A 16,363-nucleotide genomic window follows, 5' to 3' on the forward strand; every position below is an offset into this window, starting at 1 on the left:
GGGTGGATAGCGTTTCAGACGTCGCAGAGGCGGATCGCCTCGCGCAGCGAGCCGACGGGATCCGGCGCCGTAGGAATGAATTCCTGCGCCAGATAGCCGTCGAAACCGGTATCGCGGATTGCGCGACAGATGGCGGGATAGTGGAGTTCCTGATCGTCTCCGATCTCGTGCCGGCCAGGCACGCCCGCGGTGTGGTAGTGCTTGAAGAAAGCGTGATGCTTGCCGATGGTGGCGATAATGTCGCCCTCCATGATTTGCATATGGTAGATGTCGTACAGAAGGCCGAAATGATCCGAGCCGATGCGCCGGCACAGCTCGACGCCCCATGCCGAGTTGTCGCACAGGTAGTCGGGATGATCGACCTTGGAGTTCAGCAGTTCCATCACCAGCACGACGCCGCGCTTCTCGGCATGTCCGAGGATGCGCTTGAGTCCGGCTTCGGCGTGGACCATGCCTTCCTTGGGATCCATACCGTTGCGGTTGCCGGAAAAACAGATGAGGTTGCGATAGCCGGCATCGGCCACCAGATCGATGTGCCGCGTGTAGCGCTCGACCAGCTGGTCGTGGAACTGGCTGCCGGCGAAGCCCTTGTCCAGGCCCATCTCCGCGCCGTTGCACATCGAGCTGTAAACGCCATTGGCCTTCAGCGCAGGCCAATCCGCCGGGCCGACCAGATCGATGGCGGCGAACCCGATGCCCTTCACCGTCTGGCAAAGCTGGGCGATCGACTGCTGCGGAAACGTCCAGCGGGCCACGGAATGCTTCAGGTGGCCCTTGCGCGGCTCTGCAGTGGCGGCGGCAAACGCAGGCAACATGCCCGCAACGCCGAGGCCAACACTCCCGGCGACAGCAACGCGAAGCGCATCCCGTCGCGTGAACCCCGGGGCCGGCGCCGGCCCGCTCGATTGGATAGACATCCGTTTTCCGGCCTCCCAACCGGTATCAAATGCTAAGGATTCGCCGCGATTCAATCGATTGCACCATAAAGTAGGGAATCGCTTTTTTGCAAGACGCAGTGCACGAAACCCATGCTGCGGAGCAAAACGCCTGTCGCGCCAGGCGCTGCATGACGGTGATGGAATGTCGGACGTCGCAGGAGGTGGACTGCTAGACGATCCCAGTCCATCCAGTCGATGCCGACCGGAGTTTTTGTGTCAACAACGCCGCGCGCAAGCGGGCAACTTGTTAACGCCAAGCATCGCTTCAGCGACGCGTTTCGCGTTCGGTCATCCTGCCTCTCTCAGCGGACACTGCCTCACCCACGAAGCGAGAATTGAGCCGACCTGCTGGAGTTTTCGGTGCGATTCCCCAAGAGACGCCCGGGCCGCCATGAGGACCAGCGACTACTGCACAGAGGACTACCGCAGCGGCGACGAGGTCAGCTGCACCTGGAACAGTTCGGGCGGCGCATGGAACCTCCGAATCAGCCATTTTCCATGGCCATGAACTGTCTAGAAAACCCTGTGCATATCAAAGACGAGTCATCGGACCTTGTTGGAGACCGGTAACAACAAAAAAGGCCCTTGGCAAATGCGCCAAGGGCCCTTGTTCACATCTTTAAAAAGATATTCCTTAGAACGGAATATCGTCGTCCGCAAAATCGTCCATCGGCGGCGCCGACTGCTTCTGGGCCGGCTGCTGACGACGCGGGGCATAGTCCTGCCCGCCGCCGCCATCGCCACCACCGTAGCCGCCACCTTGTCCACCGCCGCCACCGCCCTGCTGCGGGCGCGGGGCCTGTGTGCGCTGCGGGCGATCGCCGCCCATGCCACCCCCGCCACCGCCGCCTTCACCACGGCCGCCAAGCATCTGCATCTCGTTGGCGACGATGTCGGTGCTGTACTTTTCCACGCCGTCCTGACCGGTGTACTTGTCGTAGCGCAGTTCGCCTTCGACATACACCTGCGAGCCCTTGCGCAGGTACTCACCGGCAATTTCGCCCAGCTTTCCAAAGAACACCACGCGATGCCACTCGGTGCGCTCCTGGTTATTGCCTTCGCGATCCTTGCGCATGCTGGTGGTCGCCAGGCTCACGCGGGTGATCGCCATGCCGGCCTGGGTGTACTTGGTGTCGGGATCGTTGCCGAGGTTGCCGACGAGGATGACTTTGTTGATGCCGCGGGCCATAGGTGCTTCCGAGATGATGTGCTGGCGCCGGGGGCGCGCAGCGATGAATGTCTGTGCGGCAATGTTACCGCACCTGCCCGTCAGCGGTCCTGGCGGGTTGCCGCGCCCGGCTGCCGGGCAAGCGCCCTGCCCGGGGTCGGAAATCCAGCCCGCGCGGGCCTTTGCGGCCCCAATCCCGGCCGCACGCCACCGCGAATGTGAAGGCGCCGGTTGCGCCCGGCGGGACGGATCCGGCCGGGGCACCTATAATCGGCGCACATCACGAACGCCTGCGCATGACCATCGCCGAAGACCTCCCCACCGTCCTGGGCCTGCCCCAGATCCAGTCCCTCGCCGCGCCCGACATGGCTGCGGTGGATGCGCTGATCCGTCGCCGCCTGGCCTCGGACGTCGTGCTGATCAATCAGATCGCCGATCACATCATCTCCGCCGGCGGCAAACGCCTGCGCCCGATGCTGGTGATGCTGGCCGGCCACGCCGCCGGCGGCTCCGGCCCGGAGCACCACCAGCTGGCGGCGATCATCGAATTCATCCACACATCCACCTTGCTGCACGACGACGTGGTGGACGAGTCGGATCTGCGCCGCGGTCGCAGCACCGCCAACGCCTTGTGGGGCAATGCACCCAGCGTGCTGGTGGGCGACTTCCTGTATTCGCGCAGCTTCCAGTTGATGGTCGAGCTGGACCGCATGGAAGTCATGCAGATCCTGGCCGATACCACCAACCGTATCGCCGAAGGCGAAGTGCTGCAGCTGTTGCACGTGCATAACCCCGACACCGACGAAGCCGCCTACCTGCGCGTGATCGAGCGCAAGACCGCAGTGCTGTTCGCCGCCGGTACCCGTCTGGGTGCGCTGGCTTCGGGCGCAGATGCCGATGTACAGCAGCGCCTGTACGACTACGGCATGCAGCTGGGTTTTGCATTCCAGATTGCCGACGACGTGCTCGATTACGCCGCAGACGCCAGCGACTTGGGCAAGAACCTGGGCGACGACCTGGCAGAAGGCAAGGCCACGCTGCCGTTGATCCATGCGATGGCGCACTCGGACGCGGCCACGCAGCAACGTCTGCGGCAGATCGTCGAACAAGGCGATGCCGCTGCAATGCCGGAAGTGTTGGCCGCCATCCACGCAACCGGCGGGCTGGACTACAGCCGTCAGCGCGCCGCCGAATATGCCACCGCTGCCGAACAGGCGCTGGACACCCTGCCCGCCAGCCCGGCGGTGGCCGCATTGCGCGGCTTGGCGCGTTACGCGGTCGAACGCACGCACTGATCCGAAGCGCTGGGCGCTCCGGACGGGATTGGGCAGTTGGGGTTGGGGATGCGCAAAAGCAGCGTTGCTCGCGCTTTTACGCACCCCGGCATGCGATCACCGAACGATTGATCGGCGGATATCACTGAGCACAAACGTCAGTGGGTGGATTCGCTGAAGAACGGGACCGCGCTTTGCAAATCCCGAATCCCCAATCCCCAATTCCGGCTATCGCGCAAACCGCTCATCGAAGAAGTCGCCCAGCATGCGATACGCACGCTTGGCCGCGCGCGGGTTGTACAGGCAACCGGGCGGGCTGTTGGCATCGGCTTCGGCAAAGCAATGCACCGCGCCACTGAAGTTGACGAACTGCCAGTCGGCGCCCGCGGCATTCATCTCGGTTTCGAACGCGGCGATGTCCGCCTTGGTCACGCTCTTGTCGTCGGCGCCATTGAGCACCAGCAGCGGGGTTTTGGCTGAGCCGGCAGCGGCCGGGCTAGGCGTGGCGATGCCGCCGTGCAGGCTGACCACGCCGGCCAGCTGCGCACCGGCACGCACCAGTTCCAGCACCGTGGTCCCGCCGAAGCAGAAGCCCACCGCACCGATGCGCGTGGCATCCAGCGGCGCCTTGCCGGCCTGCGCCTTGAGCACGTCGACCGCTTTCAGCGCGCGTGCGCGCAACGTCGGCGGGTCCTTCTTCAACGCCCCGGCGAACTGCCCGGCCTCGCTGTCGTTGGCCGGACGCTTGCCCTTGCCGTACACATCGGCCACCAGCACCACGTAATCGTCGCCAGCCAGTTGCTTGGCCTTGGCCACCGCCGAGTCGTTGACGCCGCGCCAGTTCGGCACCATCACCAGGCCGGGGCGCTTGGCATCGCCGGCATCGTCGTAGACCAGCACGCCGCTATAGGTGTCCTTGCCGACCTTCCATTCCAGCGGCTTGGCTTGCATCGCGGCCATCGCCGGAAATGCCAACGACGCCAGCACGCCGACCAGACCCACACCGCTCCACGACCATTGCTTGTGCATGCGCTTGCTCCCGGGATTTGCGCGAGTGTAGGCCTAGCCGGCGTGCAGAATTGGTCGCGGCGCACGGAAGACAGCCACCAGCAGATGGACCGCCTACCGATGTCGATTGTGTCCGCCGCCGAGGCGATCGCGTGTCCGCACGCTCTCGTGGCCCTGCTTATGTGTCGATGCCATCGCGCGCGCGATGGTGTGACAGTCAGAGGCCTTACTGCACGCCCAGCCCGGGGATGGCACTGATCGCCGCCGGGTCGAATCCGGCCAATTGCGCGAAATGCCGGCCGCGTGCAACGTAATCGCGGTAGGCACCGAAGCTGGGCGCGCCCGGCGACAGCAGCACCACACCGCCCTGCGCACCCAGCGCATCGCGTGCCAGTTGCATGGCGTGTTCCAGATCGGTGGCGGCGTGCAGCCCAAAACGGCCGGTGACGGCCAGTGGCTCCAGCAGCGCATGGATACGCGGGCCGTTGGCGCCCATGGTGACGATTTCCAGCGGCGCCTGCTGCGCCATCTGCGCGGCAAACTCCTGCCAATCCAGCCCGCGGTCATGACCGCCGACCAGCAAGGCGACGCGCCGCTGCGCAAAACAGGCCAACGCGGCCAACGAGGCATGCGGCGTCGTGCTGATCGAATCGTTGACATAGCTGATGCCGTCCACGCTGCCGAGCAACTGCAGACGATTGGGCAACGGACGAAAGCTTAGCGCCGCCGGCGCCAGCGCTGCGGCATCCAGGCCCAACGCTTCGATTGCGGCCAGCACCGCGCACAGATTGCGGCGATTGTGCTCGCCAGGCAGCGGCACGTTGGCGGTATCGAAGATGGCCTGCTCGCCGCGATACACCACCTCGCCGCGCAGATGCCAGCCATCGGCATGATTGAACCAGCGCACTTCGCTGTCCGGCAGCTGCAACCCGCGCAACAGCGGATCGGCGGCGTTGAGCAAGGCGATCCGCGGCCGTCCTTCGGTCACCAGCGACAGCTTGTCGCGCACATAGCGCGCCTCGTCGCCGTGCCAGTCCAGATGTTCGGGAAACAGGTTCAAGACCACGGCCAGTTGTGGTCGCGCGCCGCTGCGCCCGACCTCGCCGGTCTGGTAGCTGGACAACTCGATCGCCCAGTACGCCGGCGGCGGTTGCGGTGCCAGCACTTCCAGCAACGGTTGGCCGATATTGCCGACCAGGGCGGTGCGATGCCCGGCGCTGCGCAACAGGTGCGCCAGCAATGCGGTGGTGGTGCTCTTGCCCTTGGTGCCGGTCACACAGATGGTGCCGGACACATCGCCGTCGGCCTGTGCGTGTTCGGCAAACCACAACGCGGTGCCGCCGATGAACTGCGTGCCGTGCGCGGCAGCGGCAGTGAGTGCTTCGGCGCGATACGGACTGATGCCCGGCGACTTCACCACGACCTCGAAGCGGCCCAGCGCCTGCGCGCTGGCGTCGGTTTCCACTTGCAACGCCGCATCGGCCAATGCATCCAGCTCGCGCGCTTCTTCGGCGTTGCAAAAGACCGTCAGCGGTTGCGTGGGCAATGCACTGCGCAGCGCGCGATAGGCAGCGCGCCCCTCGCGCCCCCACCCCCACAATGCAACCGCCCTGCCCTCAAGCTGCGAAATTCGCACGCACGCGCTCCCACAGCGCCGAAGGAATGCGGTGCTCGCCATCGATGGCCATCAGCGATTCCAGCTGCAGGTCCTGCGCATCCAGCTGCGGCTGGATCTCGCGGATGAAACGCTTCACCAACGCGTCTTCCTTCCACTCCGCGCGCGTTGCCAGCAGCGCCATCGCCGCACGCGATTCACGGCCTTCGCCCACGCATTCGAATGGCTTGTGGTCCTGAAATTCCAGCAGCGCATCGTAGCCGCCGGCCTGGCTGGCATCGTCGAGCAGATTGCGCCCGAAGATCCTGACCAGACGCGTCTTGGGCATGAACGGTGCCAGCGCCAGGAACACGAAATGGCATTTGGGGCACACGCCGCACCAGCGGTGCACCGGGCGCTCGCCCATGATGTGGAAGTTACGATTGCAGCTGGAAAAATGCGCGTCGTAGTGATCGGTCTTGGCGAACTGCCGCGCCACCGCCAGCTCCGACAGCGGCCGCAGCAACGAGTAGTAACGCAGATCGGCCGCCACATGCCGCTGCACATACGCGCCAAACGCCTGCTCGAATGCCCAGCCCTTGGACCACTGGTGATTGACCTCGCCGGTGCCGGGAATCTGGCTACCGTAGCTGGCCGAGCGTTCGTTGGAGAACACCACCTGATCCACGCCGGTCAGCAGCGCCGACAACACCAGGATGGCGGAATTCACAGCCGTCACCGGGATATGCCCGTTCCACGCACCCTGGCGGTTGAGCTCGAACAACTCCGGCGCCAGCACGCGGCCGACGTTGAGCACCGGCAGGCCGGTACGCTCGGCACAGGCGCGGATCAGTTGCGAGCCGCCGATCCAGCTGACGGTCTGCGCGATACCGGCGTGCCGTAATGCTTCGATGCTGACCAGCGAATCCTTGCCGCCACCGATGGCGACCAATGCATGCTCGCGCAGGCCCAATGCAGGCGCTTGCGCAGTTGCCGGCGCAGCCACCGGAAAGGTGATCTTGCCGTGCAGGTTCAAGCCATTGCGGTAGGCGAATTCGCCCAGGCCGTGCAGATACACGCTTTCCACCAGCGCGGCGGTGTCGGCATCGATGCTGTAGCTGTCGATGGCGATGGTCGGCGGCACCGCAGCCTTGTAGTAACTCACGCCCGCAATGAGATGCAGCAGCTGCAAGGCCTGTTGCACGGCAGCGGCACGCGCGCCATCCAGCACGAACGGCGCGCCGGGCACGGCAACGGTTTCCACCAGTTCCGGGCCCTGGTCGAAGGCATACACCAGCGTCGCCACGCCGGTCTGCACGTCGAGTGCGCAGCGCACGAAACGGAAGGTGGAGATCTGGTGTTTGTCGAAAGTGCTCATGGACTACCTGCAAGAACCCGTTGCCGACGCAGATAGCGTCGGCACAGGGCATATTCAATCATGGAAAACGGCACCGCAGCCCACAGCAGCGGCAGGCAGCCGATGACGAACAACAGCAGCAGCACTTGCGAGCCAATGACCCGCGCATCGCCAGTGACCGCCAACGCCACCAGCAGATACAGCAGCAACGCCGGCAGATAGCTGAGCGCGCTCAACACCACCGTGCGCAATGCCATGCCACCGGCATGCTGCGCTGACGCGGTCGCTCGCCTGTCGCGGCGACGCTGCCAGAGCGCCGCGCTCCATGCGCCAACGCCCGCCGCGACCAGCGCCGGCAGCACCCACTTCAGGCTATCGGTCCACTGCACCCGCTGGCCGGCCATGTCGATGGCGGTGGAAAACACCATCGCCACGCCGCCGGCCACGGTGCTGAGCAAGACGAACTCAGCCAGCGGGCGCATCGATCACCTCTTCGCGCGGCAACTCGCGCTGGTTGTAGGTGCTGGCCATCGAATAGCCGTACGCACCGGCATCGGCCACCAGCACCACATCGCCCGGTGCAGTGGCAGCCGGCAATCGGCGGCGCTTGCCGAACACGTCCGACGACTCGCAAATCGGGCCGACGATATCGAAACCGCCATCGGCCACGGCATCGAGCCGGCTGAGGTTTTCGATGTCGTGCCAGGCGTCGTAGAGCGCCGGGCGGATCAAGGTGTTCATGCCCGCATCCAGCCCTACGCGCTGCACGCCATCCTTTTCGATCACCTGGGTGACGCTGGCCAGCAGCACGCCGGCTTCGGCCACCAGATAACGGCCCGGCTCAATCGCCAGGCGGTAGCCCGGATGCACCGCCTTGACCTCGGCCAGCCCCTTGGCCCACACGTCCAGATCGAACGGCTCGTCTTCGGCGCTGTACGGAATCGGCAGACCGCCGCCGATATCGATGGTTTCCACCGTGCCGATGCGGCGCGCGAAGCCGGCCAGTTCGTCGTACATCATCCGCCAGTGCTCGCCGGTCTCCACGCCACTGCCCAGGTGCGCATGCACACCGGTGATGGTGACTTCCAGCGTGCGCGCGACTTCAACGAACTCGTCCACGCGCTTGGACGAAAGGCCGAACTTGGACGCCTTGCCGCCGGTGTTGACCTTCTCGTGATGGCCATCGCCATGCCCCAGGTCGATCCGCAGCCAGACATTGCGGCCACGAAATACCTCCGGCCAGTTGCGCAACGCTTCGACGTTGTCCACGGTGACGGTCACGCCCAATGCAAATGCGGCCTCGTATTCGGCCTTGGGCGCAAAGCTCGGGGTGAACAGCACGCGGCGCGGCGACAGCTCCGGCAAGGTCTGGAACACACGGCGCAATTCGCCGTGCGACACGCATTCCAGCCCGAAACCGGCCTGCTCCAACGCGATCAAAATCGCCGGATGCGCATTGGCCTTGATTGCGTAATAGCGTTGATCCACCGCCGCGATCTGCGCCAGCGCATGCGCACGCGCACGCACCGTGGGCAGGTGATACGCATAGCGAGGCGTGCCGGCCTTGGACAGCGTTAGAAGATGCGCACGCTCGGCATGCCACCACGGTGTGGGACGCGGACGCACCGAGCCGATGATCTCGCGCCAGCGCGGGCCGAACACCTCGCCTTCGCTCACCGGCATCGCGCCGCTGTCGATCAACTCGGCATGCAAAATCGGCAACAGGCCGTCGGCGTCGGCTTCGTCGATGACGAAAGTCAGGTTCAAGTCGTTGGAAGACTGCGAAATCATGTGCACACGTTCCTGCCCGAACGTGGCCCACACATCCGACAGTTTGTGCAGCAACGAGCGCATGCCACGGCCAACCAGGGTGATCGCCGCGCAAGGAACAATAATCTTGACCTTGCAGATCTGCGACAGGTCCGCCGACAACGCCGCCAGCACATCGGTGTTGACCAGATTCTCGGATGGGTCCAGCGACACGGTGACGTTGGTTTCGGCCGAGCCGATCAAGTCCACCGATAACCCATGCTTCTTGAACAAGGTGAACACGTCGGCCAAGAAGCCCACCTGCTGCCACATGCCGATGCCTTCCATCGACACCAGCACGATGCCGTTGCGGCGGCTGATCGCCTTGACGCCCAACACCGGTTCGGCGTTGCCGTCGATGCTGGTGCCGGGCAACTCCGGGCGCTCGGTATCCAGGATCGCCATCGGCACGCCGGAATCGCGGCACGGCTTGATCGAGCGTGGATGCAGCACCTTGGCGCCGGTGGTGGCGATTTCCTGCGCTTCGTAATAGTCCAGACGGGTCAGCAAGCGCGCGTCCGGCACTTCCTTCGGGTTGGCGCTGAACATGCCGGGCACATCGGTCCAGATTTCCACGCGGCTGGCACCGAGCAGCGCACCGAAATACGCCGCCGACGTATCCGAACCGCCACGACCCAGAATGGCAGTACCGCCATCGGCGTGCCGCGAAATGAACCCTTGGGTGATCAGTAAGCGCGTGGGCTGCGCATCGAAGCGCGCACGCCAGTCCGCATCGGACTGCCACTGGCACGACACCGACAAGCGCTTGGACCATTCGCTCTGATTGGGCTGCGGCGGCAATGCCGACAACCACTGCCGTGCATCCAGCCAGCCCATATCCAGGCCGCTGGCATGCAGATACGCCGCACCGATGGTGGAAGACAGCAATTCGCCCTGCCCCAGCACCTCGGCCTGCCAATCGAGCGTGCGCGTTGCAGCGCGCGCATCGGCAACCAGGGCATGCAAGGCGGCCAGCCGCTCGGCGAGGACCGCATCCGCGTCGAGCTCAAGCTCGGTCAGAAACTCGCGGTGGCGATGTTCCAGCGCGGCCACGCGCTGCGCGCTATCGGCCGCGCCATCGGCGATGGCGGTGAGTTCGTTGGTCACGCCCGAGAGCGCGGACACCACCACCAGCACGCGGCCGCCGGTTTCGTTCGCCCGTTTGCTCGCCAGTTTTCCAATCGTGTCCCAGCGATGACGACGCGACACCGAGGTGCCGCCGAACTTGAGGACGATCCAACGATCGGTAGAGTGGGGAGCTGACATGGAGTAGGCGTTTATGATGGGGGAAAGAAGCCGGGATGCCGGGCGGAACCTCCGATTCTACTGCCAATGGCGCGCATCTGACCCCGCGTGCGGTCGCACTCCGCAGCGCCGCTCTTCATCGCGGCAACGGTTTGCGCTGCAACCATCTGCAATGTTCCTACCACCGAGATCGCACCGCGCATGAGCAAGCACCGCTACCTGCAACTGGATGTCTTCGCCAGCCGCACCGGCTCCGGCAACCCGCTGGGCGTGGTGTTCGACGCGGGCGCGCTGTCAACTGAGCAGATGCAGCAGATCGCCGCATGGCTGAACCTGTCGGAGACGATCTTTTTTGTGCCGGTCAGCGTGCCGGATGCCGACTATCACATCCGCATTTTCACCCCGCGCGCAGAGCTGCCGTTTGCCGGCCACCCAAGCGTCGGCGCGGCGTGGGCCGCCGCAACGCACGGGCTGACCGCGTACAAGGCCGACGGCCGGCTGCACCAGCAATGCGCGGCCGGCGTGCTGCCGGTGGATGTGTTCGACCGCCATGGCGCCTTGCAGGTGCGGCTACGCGCGCCGCGCGCGCACATCATCGCAACCGGCGACACCCACGCGGCGGCAGTGCAGGCAGCTAGCGCCGGATTGCAGGTAGCACAGCATCCCGCAGAACTCTGGAACAACGGCCCGAACTGGTGGCTGCTGGAGCTGGCCGACGCCGCGGCGGTGCGCCAGGCCGCGCCGGATCTTGCCGCAATTATCCGCCTGACCCGGGCCAGCGCGGCCACCGGGCTGGCAATTTATGCAGCTGTGCAGGACTGCGACGCAGATCTGGTGGTGCGCGCGTTTTGCCCCGGCGATGGCATCCCCGAAGATCCGGTCACCGGTAGCGCCAATGCCTGCATTGCCGCACGCCTGCATGGCGAGAACCGCCTGCCCGGCGAGGCGTCGCGTTATGTCGCCAGCCAGGGCCGCGAGGTGGGCCGCGATGGCCGCATCCAGGTGGAAGTGGATGATGCGGGCGAAGTCTGGATTGGCGGAACGACGCTGCAGGTGATCGACGGCCGCATCGATTGGTAAGCTGCCGCGCCCTGCTCGCGGATCCGCCACCATGACCACCCGCCGTTTCCTGCAACTGGATGTGTTCTCCGCCCGCCCTGGCAGCGGCAATCCGCTGGCGGTGGTGCTGGATGCGCAGGGTCTGGACGATGCGGCGATGCAGGCGATCGCCCGCTGGACCAAGTTGCCGGAAACCACCTTTGTGTTTCCCGCAGCCGATGCGCACAGCAGCTACCGGCTACGGATGTTTTCGCCGCAAAAAGAGGTTCCCTTCGCCGGCCACCCCAGCGTGGGCACGGCGCATGCGGTGCTCGACGCCGGGCTGGCCGCGCCAGACGAAGGACTGCTGGTACAGGACGGCATTGCCGGCCAGTTGCCGCTGCGCGTGGAGCAGATCGATGGTCACCGCAGCATCGCCATCCGCACGCCGCGCGCGCGCGTTGCCGAACAGGTGGACGCGGACGACCCGCGTCTGCGCGACGCACTGCACGGCTGGTCGCTCGGCGCCCTGCCGCCCGCGTTGATGGATGGCGGCCGCACTTGGTGGGTCGTGGAGCTGGCCAGCGAAGCGGCATTGCGCAGCCTGCAGCCGAGCTGGGACGCGATTGCCGCATTGGCTGAATCCACCGGCAGCATGGGCGTCTTCGCCTACGCGCGTGCCGCTCAGGCCGGCAGCTACGATCTGGCGGTGCGCGCCTTTGTGGGCAATGGCCGGCGTTTTGAAGACGCCGCGTCCGGTGCAGCCAATGCCGTACTCGCGGCCTGGCTGGACAGCCGCCACGCGCTGCCCGGCAAAGAGCGACGCTACGTGGTCAGTCAGGGCCGCGAGATCGGCTTCGATGCCTTGCTGGAACTGCGCATCGACAACAACGGCGACGTGTGGTCCGGCGGCCAGGTGCAGACGGTGATTCGCGGGACCTTGGACTGGGGCTGAGCGCGGCCGCCATGTTGGTGTTCGCCCAGCTTGATGCGTGCGGTTCACAGGCGAAGAACCCATAAAAATTTTCCGCGCTGCGAACTCGGCCCGATCACCATCCAACGCACGGCGCACCTGCGTTTGGCGGTCAAACCCAGAAACAGTTGCAGTCTGCCCGATGCGACGTGCCATCAAGTACTAGCAGCAAACGCCCACCTGCCGCAGCTCTCGCAAGATAAAAAAACGCTACGGTTTTCCGCAGCGTTTTTGACAACCAGCCCACACGCAGTCAATCAGTCAGGGCGCACATCAACGCGCACACGGATCCGGTCGCCCGGGTTGTAATCGCTGCGCGTGTGGTAGGTGCGGCCCGCATATTCGTACGTCACGTCGTAGCCATCCACACGCTCGCGCGAAGTGCGGTACGACACAGGTTCGCAGACGCTGACGTTGCCTTGATAGCTGCGGTGATTGGCCTCGTAGATCGAGCGGCCCGCCGCAACGCCGGCCATGGTGCCGACGGCAGTGCCGACCAGACGTCCGTTACCGCCACCGACCTGACTACCGAGCACCGCACCGGCGATACCGCCGATGACGCTGGCAACGCCTCGGTTGGAGGCATTGGGCGAGCCGTAGCTGCCGCCGTCGCGGGAGTAGCCATCATTGCTGGTGTAGTAGCCATCGGACGGACGGTTGTAGCAGCGCTCGCTGCTGCGTTCGTTGTAGGAATCGGACACGATGATCGGGTCCACGCGTACGACGCGTGCGTATTCGTAACGACCGTCCTCGTAGCTGCCACGACCATTGTCGCGGTAGCCGCTGTCGTAGCGCTGCGCCGTTGCATTGCCCGCCACGGCCAGACCCATTACCAGAGCACCAAGCACAAGAGTTTTCATTGCGGCAGCTTCACAGGGAGGACACGTTGCCGATGCTCGGCTTGTTGCGGTGAAACCGCCCTGAACCGAACAGGCCTTACAAAGGCCTATTCAGGTTGCCGCCAGCTGCGCGCGCCGGCATGGTCTGCCGACGCTCCGCAGCCTTGACACACATCAGTTGGAAAATTCGCTTTCCAGGCTGATCGGCACGGCGCTCAGTGCCTTGGATACCGGGCAATTCTTCTTGGCGGTATCGGCCAGCTCGCGGAACTTGGCTTCGTCGATCCCCGGCACCACCGCCTTGAGCTTCAGACGGATCTGCGACAGCTGCGGGCCGCCTTCCATCGACAGATCGACGTCTGCACGGGTGTCCAGCGAGGTCGGCGGAAAGCCGGCTTCGGTCAGCTGCGCCGACAGCGCCATGGTGAAGCAGCCCGCGTGCGCGGCAGCGATGAGTTCTTCCGGATTGGTGCCCTTCTCGTCGCCGAAGCGGCTGCTGAAGGCGTAGCGGGTGTTGTCCATCAAGCCGCTCTGCGGCGTGCTGAGTTGACCCTTGCCGGTCTTGAGGTCGCCTTCCCAGTGAGCGGTGGCGTGTCGTGAAATACCCATTGCGATCTCCTGCGATTGAAAGGGACCGCCACCTTAGGCGAGCGGGTGTTAGCGCTTGGTGCTTGTTGCGGGGAATGGGGAATGGGGAATGGGGAATGGGGAATCGCAAGAGCTTGCACTGCCACACGCATTTGTGTCGCGCGGCTAACGTCAGGTTGGCGGCGACTCAAGACAAGCGACGAGCAGCGGCAACGATATGCATCGCGAAGGAGGCGCTGCATGGTTACGGTGGAGCTCGATTCGGATGATCGGCCACGCGCGGCTGGTGGCTGCGTAGCGTTGCTGACAGGCGCCCATGTTCGAACACATGACGGTGCCGGGATGCATGCCTGCGCGCAGGAAAAAAACGGGCGCTGCTACGGCTGTCGCTGCGCCCGGTGTTCAGTGTTCAGTGCTCAGTGCTCAGTACTCAGTACTCAGTACTCAGTGGATCTTTCGCAGGCACTGCGCTCACGCGGTGCCTGCGAGCGCAGTGCGGGCAATCAGCCCAGCAGGGTTTCCAGCACCGCCATGCGCACGGCGACGCCGTTGGCGACCTGACGCAACACGCACGATTGCGCGCCGTCGGCGACCTCGTCGGTGATTTCCACGCCGCGGTTGATCGGGCCCGGATGCAGCACCGCGGCATCACGGCCGGCGCGCGCCAGACGCTCGCGGGTCAGCCCGTAGTCGCTGTGATATTGCTCCAGCGACGGCACCAGGCCTTCTTCCATGCGCTCGCGTTGCAGGCGCAGCATCATCAGGGCGTCGGCACCTTCCAGCATGGCGTCGAAATCCTGGCCGACCACGCAGCCGTCCAGCATGTCGTCATCGGGCAGCAGGCTGGCCGGGCCGCACACGCGGATCTCGCCAGCGCCCAGCGTGCGAAGTGCATGCAGGTCCGAGCGTGCCACACGCGAGTGCTTCACGTCGCCGACGATCACGACCTTGAGCTTGGAAAAATCGGTGCCCTTGGCCTGGCGCAGGGTCAGCATGTCGAGCAAGCCCTGGGTGGGATGCGAACTGCGGCCATCGCCAGCATTGATCAATGCGGTGCCCTCGCCTGCGGCAGCGGCCAGCGCTTCCACCGCACCGTCATCCGGGTGGCGCACGACAAACCCACGCACCCCCATCGCTTCGAGATTCTTCAAGGTGTCGCGCGCGGTCTCGCCCTTGCGGGTGGAGGAGGTGGACGCGTCGAAATTGAGCACGTCCGCGCCCAATCGCTGCGCGGCCAGATGAAACGAGCTGCGCGTGCGCGTGGACGGTTCAAAAAACAGCGTACACACCGCAGTGCCGGCCAGCACGCTGCGCTTGCCGACCCGGCCGACCGCGGCATCGCGGATCTGGCCGGCACGGTCGAGCAGTTGCAGCAACGTGGTGCGCGGCAGTCCTTCCAGGGTGAGCAGGTGACGCAGGCGTCCGTCCGAATCGAGTTGCATGGTGGTCATCGCAGGTCGGGAATCAAGGGAGAAGAGTGGCTTGGTCGGGCGCGGCAAGCCAGCGTTCGACGATCACGGCCGCCGCCATGGCGTCCAGTGCGTCGGCATCGCGGCGGCGCTTGCGCCCATCGGCGCGTTCGCGCGCAAACCGCTGCGCGGCTTCGACCGAACTGGAGCGTTCGTCGATCAGTACGACCGGCAGCACATAGCGTTCGCGCAATTGCCGTGCGAAGGCATGCGCGCGTTTGCGGGCAGGTTGGTCTTTGTCGTCCAGGGTGAGCGGGTCGCCGACCACCAGGCCATTTGGTCGCCATTCCTTGTGCACGCGATCCAGCGCTGCCCAGTCCGGGCCGTTGGCATGCACATTGATGACCGCGACCGCACGCGCACCGGCACCCAGCGCGGTACCGACCGCCACACCGATCCGGCGCGACCCTACGTCGAAGCCCAGCACCGTGCCATCGGGGCGGAGTGCGCCCGCCTCAGGCATGCCCGGAATAATCCGTGAGCCGAAACAGGTCCACACCGATGCGCCCGGCAGCGGTCTGCCAGCGATCTTCCAGCGCGGTGTCGAACAACACATTGGCGTCCGACGGTGCGGTCAGCCAGCTGTTCTCGCCCAGTTCGAATTCGAGTTGGCCCGCGCCCCAGCCCGCGCAGCCCAGTGCTACCAGCGCATTGCGCGGGCCTTTGCCGGCGGCCATGGCTTCGAGGATGTCGCGCGAGGTGGTCAGGAACACGCCCTGCCCCACTTCCAGGCTGGAATCCCATTCGCGCGCATCGTCGTGGATGACAAAACCGCGCTCCGGGTGCACCGGCCCGCCACTGAGCACGATCTGCTCGCGCAGCTGCGCATCGTCGGTGTCGATGCCCATCTGCGACAGCACTTCGCCCAATGTGTACTCGGATGGCCGGTTGACCAGCACGCCCATCGCGCCGTTTTCATCGTGCTGACAAATCAGCGCGACGCTGCGCGAAAAGGTGGGATCGGACAGCGCCGGGAGCGCGATCAGCAGTTGGTTGGCCAGAGGCGTGGGCAAAACAGACATGGCCGCATTCTAGCCGTTCGTTCCGCCGCGCGCAGAGCCAC

General features: G+C 65.2%; 15 protein-coding genes. 3 read left to right on the plus strand and 12 right to left on the minus strand.

Annotated features, from left to right (window positions below; translation table 11 throughout):
- Window positions 1–14 precede the first annotated feature (14 nt).
- Both ACZZ0O_RS20675 and ACZZ0O_RS20680 read right to left on the minus strand, forming a co-directional pair.
- Entirely contained in the window at window positions 15–917 is a 903-nt protein-coding gene (locus tag ACZZ0O_RS20675; RefSeq protein ID WP_463591725.1) for a hydroxypyruvate isomerase family protein, read from the minus strand.
- A 655-nt stretch (window positions 918–1,572) separates the two neighbouring features.
- Window positions 1,573–2,127 carry a single-stranded DNA-binding protein gene (locus tag ACZZ0O_RS20680; protein WP_463591726.1) on the minus strand — a complete coding sequence of 185 codons (555 nt, stop codon included), beginning with the start codon at window positions 2,125–2,127 and terminating at the stop codon, window positions 1,573–1,575.
- A 275-nt stretch (window positions 2,128–2,402) separates the two neighbouring features.
- Here ACZZ0O_RS20680 and ACZZ0O_RS20685 point away from each other — a divergent pair, with 275 nt between their 5' ends.
- Window positions 2,403–3,401: a polyprenyl synthetase family protein gene (locus tag ACZZ0O_RS20685; protein WP_115528533.1), complete on the plus strand. Its 999-nt coding sequence runs from the start codon at window positions 2,403–2,405 to the stop codon at window positions 3,399–3,401.
- Window positions 3,402–3,608: 207 nt separating this feature from the next.
- Here ACZZ0O_RS20685 and ACZZ0O_RS20690 read toward each other — a convergent pair whose 3' ends face one another.
- The 5 genes from ACZZ0O_RS20690 to ACZZ0O_RS20710 all read right to left on the minus strand — a co-directional run bounded on the left by ACZZ0O_RS20690 (window position 3,609) and on the right by ACZZ0O_RS20710 (window position 10,414).
- Complete coding sequence (locus ACZZ0O_RS20690; RefSeq protein ID WP_316687145.1) at window positions 3,609–4,409, minus strand: dienelactone hydrolase family protein; 801 nt, start codon at window positions 4,407–4,409, stop codon at window positions 3,609–3,611.
- A 205-nt stretch (window positions 4,410–4,614) separates the two neighbouring features.
- Window positions 4,615–6,024 carry a UDP-N-acetylmuramoyl-L-alanine--D-glutamate ligase gene (gene murD / locus ACZZ0O_RS20695; protein WP_463591727.1) on the minus strand — a complete coding sequence of 470 codons (1,410 nt, stop codon included), beginning with the start codon at window positions 6,022–6,024 and terminating at the stop codon, window positions 4,615–4,617.
- Window positions 6,005–7,360, minus strand: a complete 1,356-nt coding sequence (gene murL / locus ACZZ0O_RS20700) for a UDP-N-acetyl-alpha-D-muramoyl-L-alanyl-L-glutamate epimerase (RefSeq protein ID WP_463591728.1) — start codon at window positions 7,358–7,360, stop codon at window positions 6,005–6,007. Before murL ends, murD begins: the two co-directional genes overlap by 20 nt.
- Entirely contained in the window at window positions 7,357–7,821 is a 465-nt protein-coding gene (locus tag ACZZ0O_RS20705; RefSeq protein ID WP_055849711.1) for a hypothetical protein, read from the minus strand. Before ACZZ0O_RS20705 ends, murL begins: the two co-directional genes overlap by 4 nt.
- Window positions 7,805–10,414, minus strand: coding sequence for a bifunctional aspartate kinase/diaminopimelate decarboxylase (locus tag ACZZ0O_RS20710; protein ID WP_463591729.1), 2,610 nt, complete (start codon window positions 10,412–10,414; stop codon window positions 7,805–7,807). The genes ACZZ0O_RS20705 and ACZZ0O_RS20710 overlap by 17 nt, the downstream gene beginning before the upstream one ends.
- A 180-nt stretch (window positions 10,415–10,594) precedes the next feature.
- On the opposite strand from ACZZ0O_RS20710, the gene ACZZ0O_RS20715 reads away from it, so the two are divergent.
- Together ACZZ0O_RS20715 and ACZZ0O_RS20720 are read left to right on the plus strand one after the other, a co-directional pair.
- Window positions 10,595–11,473 carry a PhzF family phenazine biosynthesis protein gene (locus tag ACZZ0O_RS20715; RefSeq protein WP_463591730.1) on the plus strand — a complete coding sequence of 293 codons (879 nt, stop codon included), beginning with the start codon at window positions 10,595–10,597 and terminating at the stop codon, window positions 11,471–11,473.
- A gap of 31 nt (window positions 11,474–11,504) precedes the next feature.
- The gene (locus ACZZ0O_RS20720; RefSeq protein ID WP_115528540.1) at window positions 11,505–12,386 is read left to right on the plus strand and encodes a PhzF family phenazine biosynthesis protein; all 882 of its coding nucleotides are present in this window, start codon (window positions 11,505–11,507) and stop codon (window positions 12,384–12,386) included.
- A 275-nt stretch (window positions 12,387–12,661) separates the two neighbouring features.
- Here ACZZ0O_RS20720 and ACZZ0O_RS20725 read toward each other — a convergent pair whose 3' ends face one another.
- The 5 genes from ACZZ0O_RS20725 to ACZZ0O_RS20745 all read right to left on the minus strand — a co-directional run bounded on the left by ACZZ0O_RS20725 (window position 12,662) and on the right by ACZZ0O_RS20745 (window position 16,322).
- Window positions 12,662–13,264: a glycine zipper 2TM domain-containing protein gene (locus ACZZ0O_RS20725; RefSeq protein WP_055849699.1), complete on the minus strand. Its 603-nt coding sequence runs from the start codon at window positions 13,262–13,264 to the stop codon at window positions 12,662–12,664.
- Between the two features lie 153 nt (window positions 13,265–13,417).
- Window positions 13,418–13,852, minus strand: coding sequence for an OsmC family protein (locus ACZZ0O_RS20730; protein WP_005992502.1), 435 nt, complete (start codon window positions 13,850–13,852; stop codon window positions 13,418–13,420).
- Between the two features lie 482 nt (window positions 13,853–14,334).
- Window positions 14,335–15,282 carry an aspartate carbamoyltransferase catalytic subunit gene (locus ACZZ0O_RS20735; RefSeq protein ID WP_055849696.1) on the minus strand — a complete coding sequence of 316 codons (948 nt, stop codon included), beginning with the start codon at window positions 15,280–15,282 and terminating at the stop codon, window positions 14,335–14,337.
- A gap of 13 nt (window positions 15,283–15,295) precedes the next feature.
- Window positions 15,296–15,763, minus strand: coding sequence for a Holliday junction resolvase RuvX (gene ruvX, locus ACZZ0O_RS20740; RefSeq protein ID WP_463591731.1), 468 nt, complete (start codon window positions 15,761–15,763; stop codon window positions 15,296–15,298).
- Window positions 15,756–16,322, minus strand: coding sequence for a YqgE/AlgH family protein (locus ACZZ0O_RS20745; RefSeq protein WP_055849691.1), 567 nt, complete (start codon window positions 16,320–16,322; stop codon window positions 15,756–15,758). Before ACZZ0O_RS20745 ends, ruvX begins: the two co-directional genes overlap by 8 nt.
- Window positions 16,323–16,363 lie beyond the last annotated feature (41 nt).

Source organism: Xanthomonas sp. AC360 (assembly GCF_979258225.1).

Excerpts from the sequence above, each read along its gene's own strand:
- ACZZ0O_RS20715 (WP_463591730.1), top strand. The coding sequence starts at position 10,595 with ATGAGCAAGCACCGCTACCTGCAACTGGATGTCTTCGCCAGCCGCACC.
- ACZZ0O_RS20685 (WP_115528533.1), top strand. The coding sequence starts at position 2,403 with ATGACCATCGCCGAAGACCTCCCCACCGTCCTGGGCCTGCCCCAGATC.
- ACZZ0O_RS20680 (WP_463591726.1), bottom strand. The coding sequence starts at position 2,127 with ATGGCCCGCGGCATCAACAAAGTCATCCTCGTCGGCAACCTCGGCAAC.
- murL (WP_463591728.1), bottom strand. The coding sequence starts at position 7,360 with ATGAGCACTTTCGACAAACACCAGATCTCCACCTTCCGTTTCGTGCGC.
- ACZZ0O_RS20690 (WP_316687145.1), bottom strand. The coding sequence starts at position 4,409 with ATGCACAAGCAATGGTCGTGGAGCGGTGTGGGTCTGGTCGGCGTGCTG.
- ACZZ0O_RS20720 (WP_115528540.1), top strand. The coding sequence starts at position 11,505 with ATGACCACCCGCCGTTTCCTGCAACTGGATGTGTTCTCCGCCCGCCCT.
- ACZZ0O_RS20735 (WP_055849696.1), bottom strand. The coding sequence starts at position 15,282 with ATGACCACCATGCAACTCGATTCGGACGGACGCCTGCGTCACCTGCTC.
- ACZZ0O_RS20705 (WP_055849711.1), bottom strand. The coding sequence starts at position 7,821 with ATGCGCCCGCTGGCTGAGTTCGTCTTGCTCAGCACCGTGGCCGGCGGC.
- ACZZ0O_RS20725 (WP_055849699.1), bottom strand. The coding sequence starts at position 13,264 with ATGAAAACTCTTGTGCTTGGTGCTCTGGTAATGGGTCTGGCCGTGGCG.
- ACZZ0O_RS20745 (WP_055849691.1), bottom strand. The coding sequence starts at position 16,322 with ATGTCTGTTTTGCCCACGCCTCTGGCCAACCAACTGCTGATCGCGCTC.
- ACZZ0O_RS20675 (WP_463591725.1), bottom strand. The coding sequence starts at position 917 with ATGTCTATCCAATCGAGCGGGCCGGCGCCGGCCCCGGGGTTCACGCGA.
- ACZZ0O_RS20730 (WP_005992502.1), bottom strand. The coding sequence starts at position 13,852 with ATGGGTATTTCACGACACGCCACCGCTCACTGGGAAGGCGACCTCAAG.
- ACZZ0O_RS20710 (WP_463591729.1), bottom strand. The coding sequence starts at position 10,414 with ATGTCAGCTCCCCACTCTACCGATCGTTGGATCGTCCTCAAGTTCGGC.
- ruvX (WP_463591731.1), bottom strand. The coding sequence starts at position 15,763 with ATGCCTGAGGCGGGCGCACTCCGCCCCGATGGCACGGTGCTGGGCTTC.